This is a genomic window from Accumulibacter sp. (genome assembly GCF_023806635.1).
Classification (GTDB): Bacteria; Pseudomonadota; Gammaproteobacteria; order Burkholderiales; family Rhodocyclaceae; genus Accumulibacter.
The window spans coordinates 1-18,481 of sequence record NZ_JAMTDQ010000059.1 but is presented as its reverse complement, the minus strand read 5'-3'; the positions used below and the strand labels follow the sequence as shown (position 1 = coordinate 18,481).

Below are 18,481 nucleotides of genomic sequence, written 5' to 3'. Positions count from 1 at the left end.
CCCCGGAATAGCTCGGGACGGAGAGGCTTGAATAGGGCGGGACGTAACACGCATGTCGTTTGTCGTGGCCTTGCCGCCTTGGTATCCCCGCCCGCTTCCGCTGCCGCCCATTCTCTTGCACTCCGATTTTGCCGAAATCATTTGGCAAGCTTGCCTCGTATCCTTTGGTGAATCAGCGCGAATCCCTTGCCACATCGAGCATTCCGCCGTTTTTAACGGCGTCCGGTCTCATCCGCCGCGCAGCTCTTTCAGCTTCAAGAGCATGGCCAATGTCCGCTCGAATTTGCGGTCGAGGTGCGTTTCGTAACGGTTCAGGTTTTCCAATCGATGCGCCTGCAACCCGGCGCCCAGAGTCTGTGCCTTGATCGCCGCAACATGCCGCACCTGCTGCACCATACCAACGCACAGCGGTGAGAGCGATTCACGAATGAACTCCGCCAGGCCTTCGACGGTGCCCGGGTACTCCTCCTCACTGACCTGGACGTCCCACCAATCGCGCGAGCCGGGAAGCAGCGCCCGCCGAGCCTTCTCGTAGGCATTCGGACCACCCTTGGCGAGGATCGCTACCGCCTTGCGGGTTGACGCCAAGTCCAACTCGGCCTCCTGCTGAAGTTCCGCGATTCGCTCGGCCGTTGCGTCCAGCAATCTGGGCAAGTCGACATGCTCTCCCGACAGTTCCGATTGGAAAGGTGCGGCCGCCGGCACCAGTGTCGTCGTGCTGCGCAGGACGCTCTTCAGCCCGTCGTTGATCCTTGCCCCTTCTGCGAGCAAGACTCGCCGCTTACGCCAGATGATCGCCGCGAGTTCCTCGACCAGATGCCGCTCGGTCATGCCGGCCGGCCGGTGCTCCTCGATCAGGGCCGCCAGCAGGTCGGCGAACTCGCCGCCATCCTCATGGGCCAACACCGTCAGCCGCGACAGAATGCCGTGCCTCATCGCATTGAAACGCACGGCCTCATAGTGCCCCGCCTTCGCCGCCGAGGTTGGCTGGTCTGCCGCCGGGTACGCAATCACGGCGCCCTCGCTGAGCGCGTCTACTTCATTGGCCTGCATCGTCGCTTCCTTTCTTTATCAGTCCCGGCCACCGCTCACGCCCCGGCCGCCGGTCGACATCCATCGTCCCCGGCACATAACCCTCGCAGCGCCGCCGCAGATCGCACATCGGCTCATAGCTGCGGCTCGCCACGATGTCACCGCGCCGGGCCGCAAGACAGAGTCCGCGTTCGGTCAGGTTCGCGCACTGTGCGCAGGTGCGCCGGTCGTCGTCCGTGGCAGCCTCGATTTCCAGGGATTCCGGCGCCGCGATACTGCCGTTACTGCCGATGGAGTCCCGCGAAATTTCAGCGTCGCCCGGATGCGGTACTGCCACTACTGCCGTTGGATTTCTTTCGGCAGTTTCGGCAGTGCCCCGATCAGCCCTTGACGCAAGTTCGCGCCGTACGCGGTCGAGCCAGTCAGCCATGCTCGTGCCCCTTGCCGATCCGGGGGTTGGTGAAGTAGCGATAGGTGCGCCGGCCGCTGCCCGGCCCGGTGCCGCCGACTTCCTCGGCGCGCAGCCAGTCCTCGTCTTCCAGCCAGTCGAGCGCCGCCTGTACCGCTTCCTCGGTCGTCAGGCTGCGCCACTGGTTACGCCGCACGTCACGCGCCGTGAAGCCGTTGGCCAGCTTGCCCTGGCGCAGCTTGTCGGCCAGCGCCTGCGCCGCGCGCAGACCGTCGTCGGTCAGCAGGCCGTAGCAGCGTCGTGCATGCGCATCGAGGTATTCGCACCATGCGGCGGCGCGCAACGCGGCTTCCGACGTCACCGGCCCGCGCCGGCCGCTCGCCGCGCAATCGGCCAGATGCAGGATCAGCGCCAGAGCTGGGAACAGCTTGTCGAACTTCGCCAGGTGCTGCGCGACGATCGGGTGGTCCTCGGCCGGCATCTTGGTGCCGTGCAGATCGCTCGACCATTCGATGAAGATGTCCTGCGCCGTGTCGTCGAAACGGAAATGCGGGAACTTCTCGACGTCATCGGCCGGCGCGGCGCCCCAGGCCACCGGGTCGAAGTCGGCCAGCACCTCGAACACGACGAAGGCGCGCTAGCGCGCCGCCTTGGCCGGCAGGCGATCCGTCCACTCCCAGGTGCGATGATCAGGATAGACCAGCACCTGAAACCGTTGCAGCATGCCGTCGTTGGCCAGCGCATGCGCGGCGTGCTCCAGGTAGCCGGTCAGTTTGTCGGGCTGGATGCCGCCGAAGATCGACACGCACAGATTCGGGATGAAGATCGAGCCGCGGCCGATGCGGTCGGTGTCGAAAGCGGCGTTGCCGTTCCAGGCTTCGAGGTAGAAGGCGCGTTCGCCTTCGCGGCCCTGGCGGTCCCACGAGGCGATCAGGCCGACCAGTTCGTCGCGCAGCACCAGCAGCCCGGCGGGGTTGTCGCGCAGCAGTTCGCCCAGCTTCTCAATGGTGGTGTCGTTGGACTTGTAGCGCCTCAGCACCGGCGCATCCGGCGCGTGTTGGCGATGGCCTTGCAATTCCTTGACGAGACCGTCCAGATCGCCGCCCTTCTTGGCGTCCTTCGCCGCGACCTTGATGCGCGATTCGATGGCGTCCTTTCTCGCCTCGAACACTGTCTTGTCGGCCTCGAAGGCTTCGATGTCGGCGCGGTGCGCTTCCAGTGCCCTTGCGATCAGACGGTCGAGCGGCTTCAAGGCTACGCCGATGGCCGGCGATTTCTTCGCCGAGGGCAGGCCAACGTTGCCACCCCACAGATTGGGCACGATCAGCCAAGAATCGCGCGACTTCGGCTTAATCGCGCAGCGCGCGCCGATGAGCGCGCCGAGGACCACGAGCGCCGCCGCGGCGACGAAATCCGGCGGGCAGGGCATGCGGTCGGCCTCATCCATGATCCAGTCGCGCAGTGCCTCCGGCAGCAGGATCTGCGCGTCAAATGCCGGCACCGGATGCAGTGCCCCCTGGATCGGCTTCGGCTCCGGCCAACCGTCACCCGTGGCAGCCGATGCGCCTACCGCCGCGCTGGTGGCGACGACGGGCAGCGCGGCGATGTCGGCCGCCGTTGCGTCCGGATGCGCCGCCAGCCAGTCGACCGCGTCGCCCTTCGGCGGCAGGTCGAGCGCCGCCACGTCGATGATGAACACGGTGCAGTCTTGCGCCCGCAACGCTGCCGCTACAGCATCGGCATAGCGCTGGCCAGCCTCATCGAAGTCTGGCCAGATCGTCACGCGCCGCCCGGCGAGCGCCTGCCAGTCGGCCTTGGCGGCCGATTCGGCCGCGCCGCTGGTGGTCGTCAACGTCCCGCGCTGCACGAGCGCATCGGCGCACCATTCGCCTTCGCAGACCATCGCGGGGTCGTTGGGCTGCGCCGCTAGCTCGCGCAGGCGGTAGAGCGGCTTGCCATACGGAAAGTCGGGTTCGCAGAGCGCGTAACCCTCGCCGCTGCGCCGCATCGGACGTATCCACTTGTCGCCGCTGTACGGGCGCTTGAGGCGGATGCGCCAGTAGAGCGTCTTGCCGTCGACATCCGTGTACTCGTGCAGCGCCTCCGGCTCGTAGCCCGCGCGCAGCGCGCTCGCCGCTAGCCGGCGAGCCGCTTGTCTAGGGGTTTCGGTAGTCATCACACGTCCTCCCAGGCGCCCAGCGCCCGCGCCGCCTCGATGAAGCGCAGCCCGTGGCGCAGCATGTGGAAGGCGAGCACATCGCCGCCGTGGGCGCCGCAGACCATGCAGCGGAACGCGCCGGTCTCGATGCGCACCCGCAGGCTGGGCGTGGTGTCGGCGTGGAAAGGGCAGAGGGCCGATCTCCAAGCACCTCTGCCGATGAACTTCAAGCTCTGTTCGCGGTAGTACGTCACCGCATCGGGCAGCCAGTCGCGTCGGAACGCGAAGGCCGGCCGGTTGAGTCCCCGCGTGGGGTACGCGCGTCGCATGGCCGCCCCCTATGCCGCGACTTTGCGGGCGCCGTGCAGCTGGGCGACCAGCGCGCGGATCTCTTCGTCGGATTTGCCGGCGATGCGTGCCGCCTGCCAAGCCGCGATGGACGCAGAGTCCCACGCGACGGCTCGCGCGCTCAATGGGATCGGCGCCGGGAACTCGCCTCGCCGGATCGCCTCGTAGGTCCAGCTACGAGACATGCCGGTGAAGGCCGTGATTTGCTTGAGACGGAGAAGATACCTGAGTTGCTCAGCCATGTTCATTCCTTACGAACAAGGCCGGGTGCTCCGCGTTGCTAGGTGGCCTTGTCCGTGCAATTGAGGATTGCAGCGGATCACCTGGCCAGTATTCTGCGCGGGCAAAAAAACAGGCGGTAGCCGAAGGGCCCCGCCTTAATCATTGAGAAACAATAGGTTAGAAGGGCAAAAAAGGCAGTTGGGCAGCCGTCCCGATAATCACCACTGCTTGCGGATCCGCCGCGTAACGGTCTCCGCCTTCATCCCCACCTCTGTGGCCAGCGTGGCCGCAACCCTCTCGCGTGTAACATCACATCGGCGGCGCTTCTTCAGCATCTCCTGAGCAATCGCATTGGCCTTTGCCTGCAAAACGGGGTCATGGTTCAAGTGGTCAGCAGGTTTGGCATCGGGCACCGGCGACGCGTCGATCCCAAAATCATCCGCTTCGATCGCCTGCACCTGCGAGAGCGCGAACAAGCCACTCTCCATAGGAGGACAGGGTTCCTGCTCCGGCCACGTCGCTCGCGTTCCCCCACAATTGGGGTGCATGTCGAGCAACCGCGACTCCTCTATCTTCGCCTGCACGAAGGCTTTGGGCTCAATGTCCGGTTCCTTGCCCCATCGTTCAATCAATGCCTTGCCCGTGATGTAGCGCTCATCCGGCTCGAACGCTTCAATGTCGTCGCGCCGAAACCAGCATGCCATCAACGGGGACACGTAATCGGCACCCATCGTGTGAAGAAAATGAAACCGCGGCGGTGGATCCAGTTCGTTCGCATTGGTATACGCGACCAGACCGCCTAGAGTCTCGCCCCAGAAAACCCACACAGCCACTTCTTCCGGCGTGGCGCCGAGGCGTTCGCGCAGTCGCTTCATTGCCCGCGGGTAGGCGATGTACTCGAAATCCTCGTCTTTTCTCGCCGACTCGTCTGAAAGGTCGCCTCGCCGCACTTTTTCACTACGCTCTTTGCCCGACATGCGCTTCTCCGCTAGATCGATCCTGGCAATCGCTTCTCTCAGTTCTGTCAGTCGCGCCTTTTTCGTAGCCAAGTCCGTTGCCGTCCCTGCGCAGGCGCGTTCCCACTCTTTCGTCTTGGCTTCGATCTCCAGCCTGCGGGCAACCAAGTCCCACGCGGCTTGGCGCTCCGGCTCCGTGGCTGGATCGTTCTTGTAATCCCACTGCTGTGCAAAGTTGCGACGTTGGCCGGGGCTCAAGAGGTCCCACGTGAATGGCAAGAACTCGTGCTCCACTCGCTGCCGCAGAGCTTCCGGGAGATCGGTGAGCGGGCGTTGAAACCATATCTTGAGAGCCTCGCTCAGGCTCTCAAACCGCCCTTCCATCACTACAGCAGATGCGCCCTCGCGCCTGCCTACAAGAATCGACAATAGCCACCCCTCCTCAAGGTGTCCGCCACTTGGGCTTGTGCTGGACATTCGGGTACATTATCGCACTTGCGCCGGGGGTTCCGAGGGAAGCACGTTGCGTCCTTGACGTTGGCGCGCTCACGCGCACGCTGCGAACCCGGACGGACGAGCATGGGTCCCTCGCAACCGGCAGGCGCCCGTCATCCGCGACCACAGCGGCCATGCAGCGTCACCGCTTGAATGCGGCCTGTTGAGAACCAAGAGTTGCCTCGCGGAGCCTGCAAGATCGCGCAAGCATGAGAACAGTCACCCTGACCGGGCGAGATTGAAGTGGGACGAGATTCGTGAAGCTCATCCGAAACAGCGGCGCCGACCGGGTCATCGACCTGTTGCGGCCGCAGCTCAGCCCACGCTGCCAGCTCGACGTTGTGACGCCGGCCTTCTCCCTCTTCGCCTTTTCCGCGATGCGGCGAGAGCTGGATGCACTGGCGGGATGTCGCCTCCTGCTGCCTTCAGCGACGTCGGATCTCGCAGTGCTGGGATCGGATGCCGACCGCGCCGAGCGTAACCGCTTGCAGACACGTTGGTTGGCCAGGCGGCTCGCACAGTGGCTCAAGGACAAGACCGAGATACGCCGGGCCGTTGGCGCGGTTCCACAGGGAGCTTTCGTCCTGCGCGATGACGACGGTCGCCCCCGGCAAGCACTTCTCGGCTCGCTCGCGTTCAGCACCGATGGGCTCGGGCTGACACCCGGCAATCCGTTGAGCCTGATTCAGGCATCAGAGACGCAAGAAGAAGCCCAACTGCTCAGTCAATGGTTCGACGCGCAGTGGTCCAGCCTCGCACCTGACGCTGGCGCCAAGACCGCCCTGATTGGCGACCTGCAGTCACTCGCAGCGCATCGCGAGCCGTTCCTGGTCTACAGCCTCATCCTGTACCATCTGTTCCGCGACCGCGGCGACGACCTCGACGAAGAGCGCATCATCAGGTCCGCAACCGGCATCCACAACACCGTGGTCTGGAAGAAGCTCTACAGGTTCCAGCGCGACGGGGTTGTCGGCGCGATCGACAAGCTGGACAGGTACGGCGGCTGCATCATTGCCGACAGCGTGGGCCTCGGCAAGACCTTTGAGGCGCTGGCGATCATCAAGTATCACGAACTGCGCAACGATCGCGTGCTCGTTCTGGTACCGAAACGCCTGCGCGACAACTGGACGCTGTACAAGGCCAACGATCGCCGCAACTTCCTCGCGCCCGACCGCTTCAACTACGACGTGCTGAATCATACGGACCTGTCGCGCGACGATGGTCTGTCCGGCGACATCGACCTCGCGCACATCAATTGGGGCAACTACGACCTCGTCGTCATCGACGAGTCGCACAACTTCCGCAACAAGAAGACACCGCGCGCGGGCAGCGAGACCCGCTACGATCGCCTGATGCGCCGGATCATCCGTGAAGGCGTCAAGACTCGCGTCCTGATGCTGTCGGCCACGCCGGTCAACAACCGCCTGGCCGACCTGCGCAATCAGATCGCCTTCGTCACCGAGGGCGATGACACGGCACTGCTCGATCACGGCATCGGCAGCATCGACGCCACCACGCGCCTGGCGCAGAAGCAGTTCAACCGCTGGCTCGATTCCGACGACGCCGACCGAACGCCCTCGCGGCTCATCGAGATGCTCGGCTTCGACTATTTCACCCTGCTCGACCTGCTCACCATCGCCCGCTCGCGCAAGCACATCGAGAAGTACTACGGCACCGCCGAAACGGGCCGCTTCCCCGAGCGGCTGCGGCCGATCAACATCAAGGCCGACGTCGACCGGGCCGGCGAGTTCCGTTCGATCCGCGAGATCAACAGCGAGATTCGCCGGTTGAATCTGGCCTCCTACGCCCCGCTTCGCTACGTCCTGCCACATCGCCAGGCTGCTTACGACGACAAGTACAGCACGGCCGTGCGTGGCGGCGAAGGCTTCTTCCGCCAGGCGGACCGCGAGGAGAGTCTGATCCATCTGCTGCGCGTCAACGTGCTCAAGCGCATGGAAAGCGCCGTTTCCTCATTCGCGCTCACTGTCCAGCGACAATTGCGCGACGTCGAGGCCATGCTGGCGCGCATCGAGAATCACGCTGCCGAGGTGGAGGAGATGGCCATCGAGGACGTGGACCTCGATGACCCCGCCTTCGAGAGTCTGCTCGTCGGGCGCAAGGTGAAGGTTCTCTTGCAGGACGTGGACCTCATTCGCTGGCGACAGGACCTGATCGAGGATCGCAATCGCCTGGCGACGCTGCACGCGGCAGCAGCGCAGGTTGATGCGTCGCGCGACGACAAGCTGGCAAAGCTGCGCGCGATGATCGAGCACAAGTGCCGCCATCCGATCAACCCGGGCAACCGCAAGATCATCGTCTTCACCGCCTTTGCCGACACCGCCCGTTATCTCTACGATCAGCTCGCCACGTGGGCGAAGACGAGCCTTGCCATCGACGCGGCGCTGATCACGGGAACGGGCAGCAATCAGACGACGCTTACCGGTCTGCGCAAGGACCTGGGCTCGATCCTCAGCGCCTTCGCGCCCGGGGCCAGGGAGCGACCCGCCGAACTCGCGATCGAGGGCGAACTGGATCTGCTCATCGCCACGGACTGTATCTCGGAGGGTCAGAACCTCCAGGATTGCGACTGGCTGATCAACTACGACATTCACTGGAACCCGGTGCGCATCATCCAGCGCTTCGGCCGCATCGACCGCATCAGCTCGCCCAACACACGCATCCAGCTCGTCAATTTCTGGCCCAACATGGAGCTGGAGGAGTACATCAACCTCGAGCAGCGGGTCAGCGGTCGCATGGTATTGCTCGACATTTCCGCCACCGGTGAAGAGAACCTCATCGAGCAGGACTCGGGCAACCCGATGAACGATCTGGAGTACCGCCGCAAGCAGCTTCTCAAGCTGCAGGACGCCGTGATCGACCTCGAAGACCTGTCCACCGGCATTTCCATTGCCGATCTGACCCTGACCGATTTCCGCATCGACCTCGCGCAATACCTGAAAGCGCACCCGGGCGTGCTGGAAAGTCTGCCGCTCGGCACCGGCGCCGTGACCACCACCGCCGACATCGAGATCGCACCGGGCATCATCTTCTGCCTCCGCGCCGAAGGCGAGGCAGCCAGGCGCAGCGTCGAGGCCGGCTATCCGCTCGGTGCGCAGTACCTCGTGCACGTAGGCGACGACGGCGTGGTCCTGCTGCCCTACACGCAGGCCAAGCAGATTCTCGACCGGCTGAAGCGGCTCTGCCTCGGACGAGAACTGCCCGATGCCGGCGCCTGCGCGCGCTCCGACAAGGCGACCCGACAGGGCGAAGACATGCGTGCGGCGCAGCGCCTGCTGGCCGCCGCCGTCGCCTCGGTGGTCGGCAAGGGCGAAGAGCGCTCCGTCGCCAGCCTGTTCATTCCGGGCGGCACGCACGCCATGCCAGGCGAGTTCGCGGGTATCAACGACTTCGAGGTCATCGCCTGGCTGGCCGTTCTGTCGGAGGCCACGGGTTGAACGCCGAAGCGCTCATTGCTGCTCTTGACCTACCCGCCAGCAGTCGCGTCGATCGACGCGTACCCAAGAAGCTGCTGCTGGAGAACGCGGGGCCGACGGCTGCCGACAAGCGACGGATCAACGACGGCATCGACGAGATGTCGTGGCTGGCGACGCTCAAGCCGACAACGATTGGCGTAGCCGAGTATCGCGACGACGCGCGCGAGTATCTGGAAATCCCGGTGCTGCGTCTCCGCCTGCATGCCACCGCCAGCGCGGCGAGATTGTTGGAACTGGTGCACCGCGCGATACCGTATCCGCTGCTGCTGGTGACGGAGCAGGGGGAACGATGCAGCCTTTCCGCCGCCCACAAGCGCTGGTCACTCGGCGAAGCAGGCAAGACGGTGCTGGAAGGCGACGTGGTTGCCACCGACTGGGCCGTGCAGCGCGACGATGCTGGTTGGTGGCCCACTTTCTGCGACGCGCTGTCGATCGGCAAGCAGCCGGGCGACACGCTGCGAGCACTTTATCAAGCGTGGATCGACACCCTGCTGGCGCTGCAGGCGGCGCGTGTCACCGGCGTATTCGCGGCCGCCGCCAGCGCCGAACACGCGGCGCAGCGGCGTGACGCGTTGCAGGAATGTGCGCAGCTCGATGCGAAGATGGCTCGCCTGCGCGCCGCCGCCGCTAGAGCGAAGCAGATTTCGCATCGCGTGGAGATCAACCTCGAACTGAAGCGTGTCGCGGCAGCCCACGTTGCCGCATGCGCCAGACTATGAAGACCGAAGAGACAATGAAAAAGCTGATCGCCGACGACCCGGAAACCCGTTCCCCCGACGTTCGGGCCGAGAACCTCGCTGCACTGCGCGCACTCTTCCCCGAGGTTATCACCGAGGGGCCTGACGGTGTCGCCGTAAATCTCGACGTGCTCAAGCAGCTCGTCGGCGACAGGACGGTCACCGACGCCGAGGAGAAGTACGGCCTCAACTGGCACGGCAAACGTCGCGCCCGCCAGCTCGCCCTCACGCCCTCGACCGGCACCCTGCGCCCGTGCCCGGACGAAAGCGTCGATTGGGACACGACGCAGAACCTGATGATCGAGGGCGACAACCTCGAAGTCCTCAAGCTCCTGCAGAAGAGCTACGCGGGCAAAGTCAAGCTGATCTACATCGATCCGCCGTACAACACGGGGAAGGACTTCGTTTATCCGGACGATTTTCGGGACAACATCCGGAACTACCTCCAACTCACGGGCCAGACCGGCGAGGGCGGCAGGAAACTCTCTTCCAATACCGAAGCCTCCGGCCGCTTCCACACTGACTGGCTGAACATGTTGTACCCGCGGCTAAGATTGGCTCGAAATCTACTGCGGAAAGATGGAGTGATGTTTGTCAGCATTGCGGACCACGAAGTCCATAATCTCCGGTCGATACTGGACGAAGTCTTCGGACCGGAGAACTTCGTCGCCACTGTAATCTGGCACAAGATGGATGGCCCGAAGAATACGGCGATCCATTTCAGCGAGGATCACGATTACGTCTTGGTTTATTGCAAGGAAGCGGAGACTTGGCGACCGAACGGTTTGGAACGTACCGACGCGATGGTTGCCCGATACAAGAACCCGGACAACGACCCTCGGGGTGTCTGGTTGCTCAGCGATCTGGCGGCTCGCAACTTCTATGCCCAAGGGCGGTATCCGATAACAACCAAGACCGGGAAAGTCATTTCCGGTCCACCTGCGGGAAGTTACTGGCGAGTCAGCAAAGCAAAGTTCGAAGAAATGGACAAAGACAATCGTATCTGGTGGGGTGACTCGGGAGATAATCGCCCAGGAATCAAGCGGTTCTTGTCCGAGGTGCGACAGGGCGTGGTGCCCCAGACCTATTGGTCATGGAAGGATGTGGGCAGCACACGAAACGCAAAACAGGAGTTGAGCCAACTTATGGGCGCAGCGGCCGGGGACGACCTATTCATCACGCCGAAGCCAACCAAGCTTATCGAGAGGATGATTCGGATCGGGACCGACGCAGCGGACAATGACATCATTCTCGATTTCTTTGCTGGATCCGGTACGACGGGCCATGCTGCCGCAACCATCAACGCAAGCGACAACGGTAACAGGCGCTGCATTCTGGTTCAGCTTCCTGAACCTACGGGCGACCATAGCAGTCAGACGATCGCGGATCTCACGAAGGAACGCCTGCGCCGGGCAGGGACGAAGATTCGTGACGACAACCCGCTGTTCGCGGGCGACCTCGGTTTCCGTGTGTTCAAGCTCGCCAGCAGCAACATCCGTGCCTGGGAACCCGATCGCAACAAGCTTCCGGATTCCCTGTTCGACTCGGTCGACCACCTAAAGCCCGACCGCACCGAGCAGGACATCCTCTTCGAACTGCTCCTCAAGCTTGGTCTCGACCTCTGCGTCCCGATCGAAACGAAACAGGTGCCAGGAAGCGCCAGCCAGGCGCATGTCATCCACTCGATCGGCGGCGGCTCGCTGCTCGTCTGCCTGTCGCCCGCCATCCCGCAGGCCGACGTCGAACCGCTGGCACTGGGCTTGGTGGCGTGGCACCAGAGCTTGCAGCCGGCCGGTGAAACGACCGTCGTCTTTCGCGACAGCGCTTTCGCGGACGACGTGGCCAAGACCAACCTCACCGCCATTCTCCAGCAGCACGGGCTCAAAACCGTCCGGAGCCTGTGAACATGCCCGTGCCGGCGAAGCCCAAGATCTACCACATCGTCCACGTGGACCGGCTCGCTTCCATTGTGGCAGATGGCTGCCTGTGGTGCGACGCGGAGATGGACCGGCGCGCGCCGAGTGGCACGACGATTGGCATGAGCGCCATCAAACAGCGGCGCCTGAAGGGACCGCCATTGAGCAGCCATCCTGACTTACACGTCGGGGATTGCGTGCCGTTCTATTTTTGTCCACGTTCGGTGATGCTCTTCGTGATCTCTCGGGCCAATCATCCGGATCTGAGCTACTGTGGCGGCCAAGAGCCGATCATCCATCTGGAAGCGGACTTGCAAACAGTCGTCACCTGGGCCAACGAGCACGGCCAGCGTTGGGCTTTCACGCTGTCAAACGCGGGCTCGTACTACTTCGAGGACCGCGGGGATCTTGCCCATTTGCACGAGATCGACTGGAGCGCCGTTTACGCAACGAACTGGCAGCAGTGCAAGGAAGGCAAGCAGGCCGAGTTCCTGCTCGAAAATCGTTTTCCGTGGCAGCTCGTCGAACGTATCGGGGTCCATTCGCAAGCGATCCATCAGCAGGTGATGCAGGCGCTGCCTGCGAACGACCATCGACCACCCGTCGAAGTGCGTCGGAGCTGGTACTACTGAACAGGGAGGAAACCTGTGATCGAATATCGAATCGGAGATCTGCTGCAGGACGAAGCCGACGCACTGGTCAACACCGTAAACTGTGTCGGCGTGATGGGCCGCGGCATCGCGTTGCAGTTCAAGGAGGCCTTCCCCGAGAACTTCAGCGCCTACGCGGCGGCCTGCCGGCGCGCCGAGGTACAGCCGGGAAGGATGTTCGTGTTCGAAACCGGACAGCTAGCCCCGCCGCGCTACATCATCAACTTTCCGACCAAACGCCATTGGCGCGGCAAGAGCCGCATCGAGGACATCGAGGCGGGACTGGCGACCCTGTCGCAGGTCATTCGCGAGAAGCAGATTCGCTCGGTCGCCATCCCGCCGCTCGGCAGCGGGCTGGGAGGGTTGGACTGGGCGCAGGTCAGACCACGCATCGAAGCGGCCCTGCGGCCGCTCGGCGACGTCAGCGTGCGCGTCTATGCGCCGCGACAGGCGCCGCTGCCTGACGCGATGACGCACCGCCGCGCAGCACCCGCCATGTCCCCTGGCCGTGCGGTACTGGTCGAGCTAACGCACCGCTATCTCCGCGGGCTGCTGGACCCCTTCATCACCCTGCTGGAGGTCCACAAGCTGATGTATTTCATGCAGGAAGCCGGTGAGCCTTTGCGGCTGCGATTCACGCCGGGGCACTACGGTCCTTACGCGGAGAATCTGGGCCATGTATTGCGCGCCGTCGAGGGACACCTCCTTTCTGGATACGCCGACGGCGGCGACACGCCGGAGAAACCGTTGTCGCTGCTTCCCGGAGCCATCGGCGATGCGACGGCCTTCCTCGCGCAACACGACGCTACACGCGCCCGCTTCAACCGGGTGGCTGCGCTGGTCGATGGCTTCGAGTCGCCTTTCGGGTTGGAGCTTCTGTCTACCGTGCATTGGGTCATGCACCATGAAGCCGCGAACACCCGCGAAGAAGCCGTCGCCCGCACCCATGCCTGGAATGCACGAAAGCAGCGGCAATTCTCACCGCGCCAGATCGGCATCGCCGTGAACGTACTGACTCAACAGGGTTGGGTTGCGCCTCTGGATGCGGAAAGGGTGCAATGAAGCTTCATTTCGAGCCCGACCTCGATTATCAGCTCCAGGCCATCGATGCGGTGTGCGACCTGTTTCGCGGGCAGGAGACCTGCCGGACCGAGTTTACCGTCACGCGCGACGCGGCCAGCAGGCAAATGGCGATGTTCGAGAACGACCTCGGCATCGGCAACCGCCTCTCGCTGCCCGATGACGAAGTGTTGGCCAACCTCCACGCCGTCCAGCTTCGCCACGGCCTTGCGCCTTCCCCCTCGCTTGCCTCGCGCGACTTCCATTTCACCGTCGAGATGGAGACCGGCACCGGCAAGACCTACGTCTACCTGCGAACCATCTTCGAGCTGAACAAACGCTACGGCTTCACCAAGTTCATCATCATCGTGCCCTCGGTGGCCATCAAGGAAGGCGTCTACCACACCATCCGGACCGCCGCAGAGCACCTCAAGGGACTCTACGCCGGCGCACCGTTCGACCACTTCATTTACGACTCGGCAAAGCTCGGCCAGGTGCGCAACTTTGCCACCAGCCCGCAGATCCAGATCATGGTCATGACGGTCGGTGCGATCAACAAATTCGGCGACGAGCATCTGGCCCAGGTGGAGGAAACCGACGAAACGCTGCGCCGCGAGAAATCGAAGAACGTGATGTATCGCGCCAGCGAGAAGACCGGCGGCGAGAAGCCGATCGACCTGATCCGCGCGACACGCCCGATCCTGATCGTCGACGAACCGCAGAGCGTCGAAGGCGGCCTCGACGGCAAGGGCAGACAGGCGATGGAGCGGATGAATCCGCTCTGCAACCTGCGCTACTCGGCAACGCCCAAGCACGCGCACCACATGCTCTTCAGGCTCGATGCGGTGGATGCCTACGAACGCAAGCTGGTGAAGCAGATCGAGGTCGCTGCGGCCTCGCTGCAAGGTGGCTACAACAAGCCTTACGTGCGCTTCATCGCGCCGCTGTCCCGTGGCAGGAGCGTGGTCGGCGCCCGAGTGGAAGTGGACGTCGCCACGGTCCACGGCGTCGCCCGGCAGACGGTCACCGTCGCGCCGCTCGACAAGCTTGAAGAGGTGACCCGGCGGGAGATCTACCGCGATCACCTCATCGGGCAGGAAATCCGCGATGCCAGGGACGACCAGTTCATGGAGCTGCGCTTTCCCGGCGGCGAGCGATTCCTCCGCCCAGGGGAAGCCCACGGCGACGTAGACGCGCAGGCGGTGCAGCGCCAGATGATCCACCGCACGATCAAGGAGCACTTGGACAAGGAACAGCGACTCCGTCCGCAAGGCATCAAGGTGCTCAGCCTGTTCTTCATCGACGCGGTGGACAAGTATCGCCACTACGACGCCGCGGGAAACCCGGTGAAGGGCGACTACGCGCGGATTTTCGAGGAAGAGTATCGCCGCCTCGCGAGGCACCCCGACTACCAGAGCTTGTTCCAGGAGGTGGACCTCGCCACCGCGGCCGAGAAGGTGCACGACGGCTATTTCTCGATCGACCGGAAGAAGGTCGGCGGCAAGACGCTGGAAGTCTATAAGGATACCAAGGGCAACACCCAGGCCGACGACGACACCTACAGCTTGATCATGCGCGACAAGGAAAAGCTGCTGAGCCTCGACACGCCGCTCAAGTTCATCTTCTCGCACTCCGCGCTGCGCGAAGGCTGGGACAATCCGAACGTCTTCCAGATCTGCGCCTTGCGCGAGATGGCCTCGGAGCAGCAGCGTCGCCAGACGATCGGACGCGGCTTGCGGCTGTGCGTGAACCAGCACGGGGAGCGCCTGCGCGGCTTCGACATCAACACGCTGACCGTGATCGCGACCGAGAGCTACGAACAGTTCGCCGAGAATCTCCAGAAGGAGATCGAGGACGAAACCGGCATCCGCTTCGGTATCGTGGAGACCCACCAGTTCGCGGGAGTCGGCGTCGCCGGCGGCGATGGCCGGCTCGCGCCGCTGGGATTCGATCAGTCCAAGGTCCTGTGGCAGCACCTGAAGGCCGCCGGCTTCGTGAATGCGCAGGGCAAGGTGCAGGATGCGCTGCGCACTGCGCTGAAGGCTGGCACCCTGACCCTGCCCGAGCCGTTTGCCGCCCTGCAGCCCCAAGTGACGGAGATCCTCCGCAAGCTGGCCGGGCGCCTGGAGATCAGGAACGCCGACCAGCGCATACAGGTGAGAACGCGCCAGGCCGTGTTGCACGGGGCGGACTTCAAGACGCTCTGGGATCGCATCAAGCACAGGACGACCTACCGCGTGCAGTTCGACAATGAGAAGTTGCTGCAAACGTGCATCACGGCGCTGGCGACCGCCCAGAACATCACCAGCGCCAGCCTCCAGTGGCACAAGGCCAACCTAGCGATTGCGCGCTCCGGCGTGGACACGGTCGAGACGGTCTCCTCTGCCCCAGTGACGCTCGACGAAGGCGACATCGAACTCCCCGACATCCTGACCGACCTGCAGGACAAGACCGCACTCACGCGCCGCAGCATTTGCCGAATTCTTGTCGAGAGCGGGCGGCTCGATGACTTCAGGCGAAATCCGCAGAAGTTCATCGAAGTCGCAGCCGAGATCATCAACCGAGCCAAGCGCATGGCCCTGGTGGACGGAATCAAGTACCAGCGCATCGGCGACGCGGTCTACTACGCGCAGCAGCTCTTCGACGCCGAGGAGCTGTCCGGCTATCTCAGCTCGATGATCGCCGCCAGCAAGTCTGTCCACGAACAGGTCGTCTACCAATCGGACACCGAGCGCAGCTTCGCCGACGATCTGGAGAAGAACGAAGCGATCAAAGTGTACGCCAAGCTCCCAGGCTGGTTCAAGGTGCCGACTCCTCTCGGCGCCTACAACCCCGACTGGGCCGTGCTGGTGGACACCGACGGCAGCGAGCACCTGTACTTCGTCGTGGAGACAAAGTACAGCCTGTTCACCGAAGACCTGCGGGACCGGGAGAGCGCAAAAATCGAGTGCGGCAAGGCGCACTTCAAGGCTCTGGCGGTCGGTCAGAACCCCGCGCGTTTTGCGGTGGTCCGTACCCTGAACGAGCTGCTGGTCCTGACGGACTCAGGACAAAGGCAGCGCTGAACCCGCGCCCACACCGACACCGGCGGGGCACCCATGAAATGCGACCGGCAGCCAGCCGCTTGTCGCACTAGATGTGGAGCGCTCGATCACGCGGCTGTGCGAATCGGCTTGACGACCGCATCAGGCAGCACCGTCATGCAGAACGCGGCCCAATCCGCCATCAGCGCAGCACGCTTGGTGAAGTGCGAACCTCTCTGATAGGCACGCTCGACGGCATCCGGCAACTGGTGCGCCAGCGCGTGCTCGGCGACTTCGCGCGGATAGTTCGTCGTCTCCGCCGCCCACATCCGAAAGGTGCTGCGGAAACCGTGCACGGTCACACCGTCGCCGTTGGCATCCACCCACACCGGCTTGTCATCGCCGTTCATGCGACGGATCACGGCAGTCAGCGACATATCCGACAGCGGTTGCCCCTTCATGCCGGCAAAGACGGTCTCGCCATCCCTTGGCATCGACTCCAGCAACGCCAACGCGGCATCGCTCAAAGGAACCTCATGCTCGCGCCGCGCCTTCATGCGCTCGGAGGGTATCGTCCACACCTTGCCCGCGAGATCGAACTCGGCCCATCGCGCGCCGCGCACCTCTCCCGATCGGGACGCCGTCAGAATGCAGAACTCCACCGCTCGCGCCGATACCCCCTCTCGTGCGCGCAGAGCCGCCATGAAGGCAGAAATGCGCTGCCACGGCAGCGACGGATGGTTGCGCGTCCGACTGGACCTGCTGATGGTGGCCAGCAGGTTCTCCAGATGCCCTTTCCAGCGGGCAGGATTTTCGCCGCTGCGGTAACCACTGGTGGTCGCCCAGTCCAGCACGGACTCGATACGGCCGCGCAGGCGGCTGGCCGTTTCGTTTTTGCTCTCCCAGATGGCTGCCAGGCACTTCACGACCAGACCCGTGTCGACATCGGCTACCGGCAGATGGCCCAGCACCGGGCTGGCGTACGTCTTGAGGGTGTTGGTCCACTGGTCCGCGTGCTTCGCGTTCTTCCAGCCCGCCTTGTGTGTCTGGATGTAGGCATCGGCACACTGATCGAACGTCATCATCTTGGCGGCGGCCAGCGCGGCGGCGATCTTCTTCTGCTTCTTGGCGACCAAAGGATTGATGCCGTCGACAAGCAACTTCCGTGCGTCCAGCGCCTTCTGCCGCGCGGCAGCCAGACTCACGGTATGCGTCGGCCCCAGCCCCATTCCGTACGGCTTGCCGGCCACCATGTAGCGAAACAGCCACGACTTGGCGCCCGTGGCGGTGATCTGGAGCGTCAAACCGCCACCGTCGCCATACAGCCCAGGCTTGGTGAGCTTGCTGACCTGCAGTGCAGAAAGTCGTTGCTGTTGGCGTGCCATACCATCCGTCCCACTATCAAAACGACTATCAAAATGTAGCTGGATTTGGCGGGATTGTACAGGACCATCTTGGACGCGTCCATTCTGTATGTTTTTGTTATGTATTGTACTTTGCGTACTTTGTGGGATCATCCTGGACTGCTAACAGGCGGACTCCCTCTCCGCCAGTAACGTGCTGATTACTGGTTGGGTTTTCGAATCCTGTTACCGCTTGTCATTGCCTGGAAATCGCCCCATTTCCGCAACCCCGGCTACTTTGTTGGTTTCACCCGTTTGCCGACGCGCTGATAGACGACCTTGGTGATCTGCTTGTCGCTGTGTGTCAATGGCGGTCAAGAAGCGCCGATAACTGGCTGCGAGTGGTCGAGGATGTGACGGGGGCAGTTCAACTATCGAGACGCGCTCATGGCCAAGCTGCCAATAGGGTCCGGCGAAGTCGAAAGGGCACACCGTTACGTCATCCAGGACCGTCTTAAGCGGGCAGGTGCCTGGTGGAAACTGAAAAACGCCAGGCACATGCTGGCCCTGCGCGTCTGCCGTGCCAACTGTTACGTCCCGCCCTATTCAAGCCTCTCCGTCCCGAGCTATTCCGGGGTG

12 protein-coding genes and 2 pseudogenes are annotated in these 18,481 nt (G+C 63.4%); 7 read left to right on the top strand and 7 right to left on the bottom strand.

Annotated features, from left to right (window positions below; all coding sequences use genetic code 11):
• Window positions 1-228: 228 nt before the first annotated feature.
• The 6 genes and pseudogenes from NFW30_RS11345 to NFW30_RS11320 form a co-directional block, all read right to left on the bottom strand.
• Window positions 229-1,053, bottom strand: a complete 825-nt coding sequence (locus NFW30_RS11345) for a hypothetical protein (protein ID WP_295355177.1) — start codon at window positions 1,051-1,053, stop codon at window positions 229-231.
• Window positions 1,040-1,462: a hypothetical protein gene (locus tag NFW30_RS11340; RefSeq protein WP_295355179.1), complete on the bottom strand. Its 423-nt coding sequence runs from the start codon at window positions 1,460-1,462 to the stop codon at window positions 1,040-1,042. The genes NFW30_RS11345 and NFW30_RS11340 overlap by 14 nt, the downstream gene beginning before the upstream one ends.
• Window positions 1,455-3,344, bottom strand: a pseudogene (locus NFW30_RS11335) (DUF3987 domain-containing protein). The gene NFW30_RS11340 and the pseudogene NFW30_RS11335 overlap by 8 nt, the downstream one beginning before the upstream one ends.
• 272 nt (window positions 3,345-3,616) lie before the next feature.
• Complete coding sequence (locus tag NFW30_RS11330; RefSeq protein WP_295355181.1) at window positions 3,617-3,928, bottom strand: CHC2 zinc finger domain-containing protein; 312 nt, start codon at window positions 3,926-3,928, stop codon at window positions 3,617-3,619.
• A gap of 9 nt (window positions 3,929-3,937) precedes the next feature.
• The gene (locus tag NFW30_RS11325; RefSeq protein WP_295355183.1) at window positions 3,938-4,189 is read right to left on the bottom strand and encodes an AlpA family phage regulatory protein; all 252 of its coding nucleotides are present in this window, start codon (window positions 4,187-4,189) and stop codon (window positions 3,938-3,940) included.
• Between the two features lie 198 nt (window positions 4,190-4,387).
• Complete coding sequence (locus tag NFW30_RS11320; RefSeq protein ID WP_295372094.1) at window positions 4,388-5,554, bottom strand: hypothetical protein; 1,167 nt, start codon at window positions 5,552-5,554, stop codon at window positions 4,388-4,390.
• 323 nt (window positions 5,555-5,877) lie between these two features.
• Here NFW30_RS11320 and NFW30_RS11315 point away from each other — a divergent pair, with 323 nt between their 5' ends.
• The 6 genes from NFW30_RS11315 to NFW30_RS11290 are packed head-to-tail and all read left to right on the top strand — an operon-like array spanning window position 5,878 to window position 16,541.
• The gene (locus NFW30_RS11315; RefSeq protein ID WP_295355187.1) at window positions 5,878-9,075 is read left to right on the top strand and encodes a helicase-related protein; all 3,198 of its coding nucleotides are present in this window, start codon (window positions 5,878-5,880) and stop codon (window positions 9,073-9,075) included.
• Window positions 9,072-9,833 (top strand): DUF4391 domain-containing protein, encoded by a 762-nt coding sequence (locus tag NFW30_RS11310; RefSeq protein ID WP_295355189.1) that lies wholly within the window; start codon window positions 9,072-9,074, stop codon window positions 9,831-9,833. Before NFW30_RS11315 ends, NFW30_RS11310 begins: the two co-directional genes overlap by 4 nt.
• A 14-nt stretch (window positions 9,834-9,847) precedes the next feature.
• Window positions 9,848-11,755, top strand: a complete 1,908-nt coding sequence (locus NFW30_RS11305; protein WP_295355191.1) for a site-specific DNA-methyltransferase — start codon at window positions 9,848-9,850, stop codon at window positions 11,753-11,755.
• A gap of 2 nt (window positions 11,756-11,757) precedes the next feature.
• On the top strand, window positions 11,758-12,399 hold the full coding sequence (locus NFW30_RS11300; RefSeq protein ID WP_295355193.1) for a DUF4433 domain-containing protein: 642 nt from the start codon (window positions 11,758-11,760) through the stop codon (window positions 12,397-12,399).
• A gap of 15 nt (window positions 12,400-12,414) precedes the next feature.
• Window positions 12,415-13,479: a macro domain-containing protein gene (locus tag NFW30_RS11295; protein ID WP_295355195.1), complete on the top strand. Its 1,065-nt coding sequence runs from the start codon at window positions 12,415-12,417 to the stop codon at window positions 13,477-13,479.
• A complete protein-coding gene (locus NFW30_RS11290; protein ID WP_295355196.1) occupies window positions 13,476-16,541 on the top strand; it encodes a DEAD/DEAH box helicase family protein in 3,066 nt (1,021 codons plus the stop codon). Before NFW30_RS11295 ends, NFW30_RS11290 begins: the two co-directional genes overlap by 4 nt.
• Before the next feature lie 86 nt (window positions 16,542-16,627).
• Here the strand turns inward: NFW30_RS11290 and NFW30_RS11285 are convergent, their stop codons facing one another.
• Window positions 16,628-17,884 carry a site-specific integrase gene (locus tag NFW30_RS11285; RefSeq protein WP_295372091.1) on the bottom strand — a complete coding sequence of 419 codons (1,257 nt, stop codon included), beginning with the start codon at window positions 17,882-17,884 and terminating at the stop codon, window positions 16,628-16,630.
• A gap of 414 nt (window positions 17,885-18,298) precedes the next feature.
• Here NFW30_RS11285 and NFW30_RS11280 point away from each other — a divergent pair.
• Window positions 18,299-18,481: pseudogene (locus tag NFW30_RS11280) on the top strand (hypothetical protein); the annotation flags it as partial.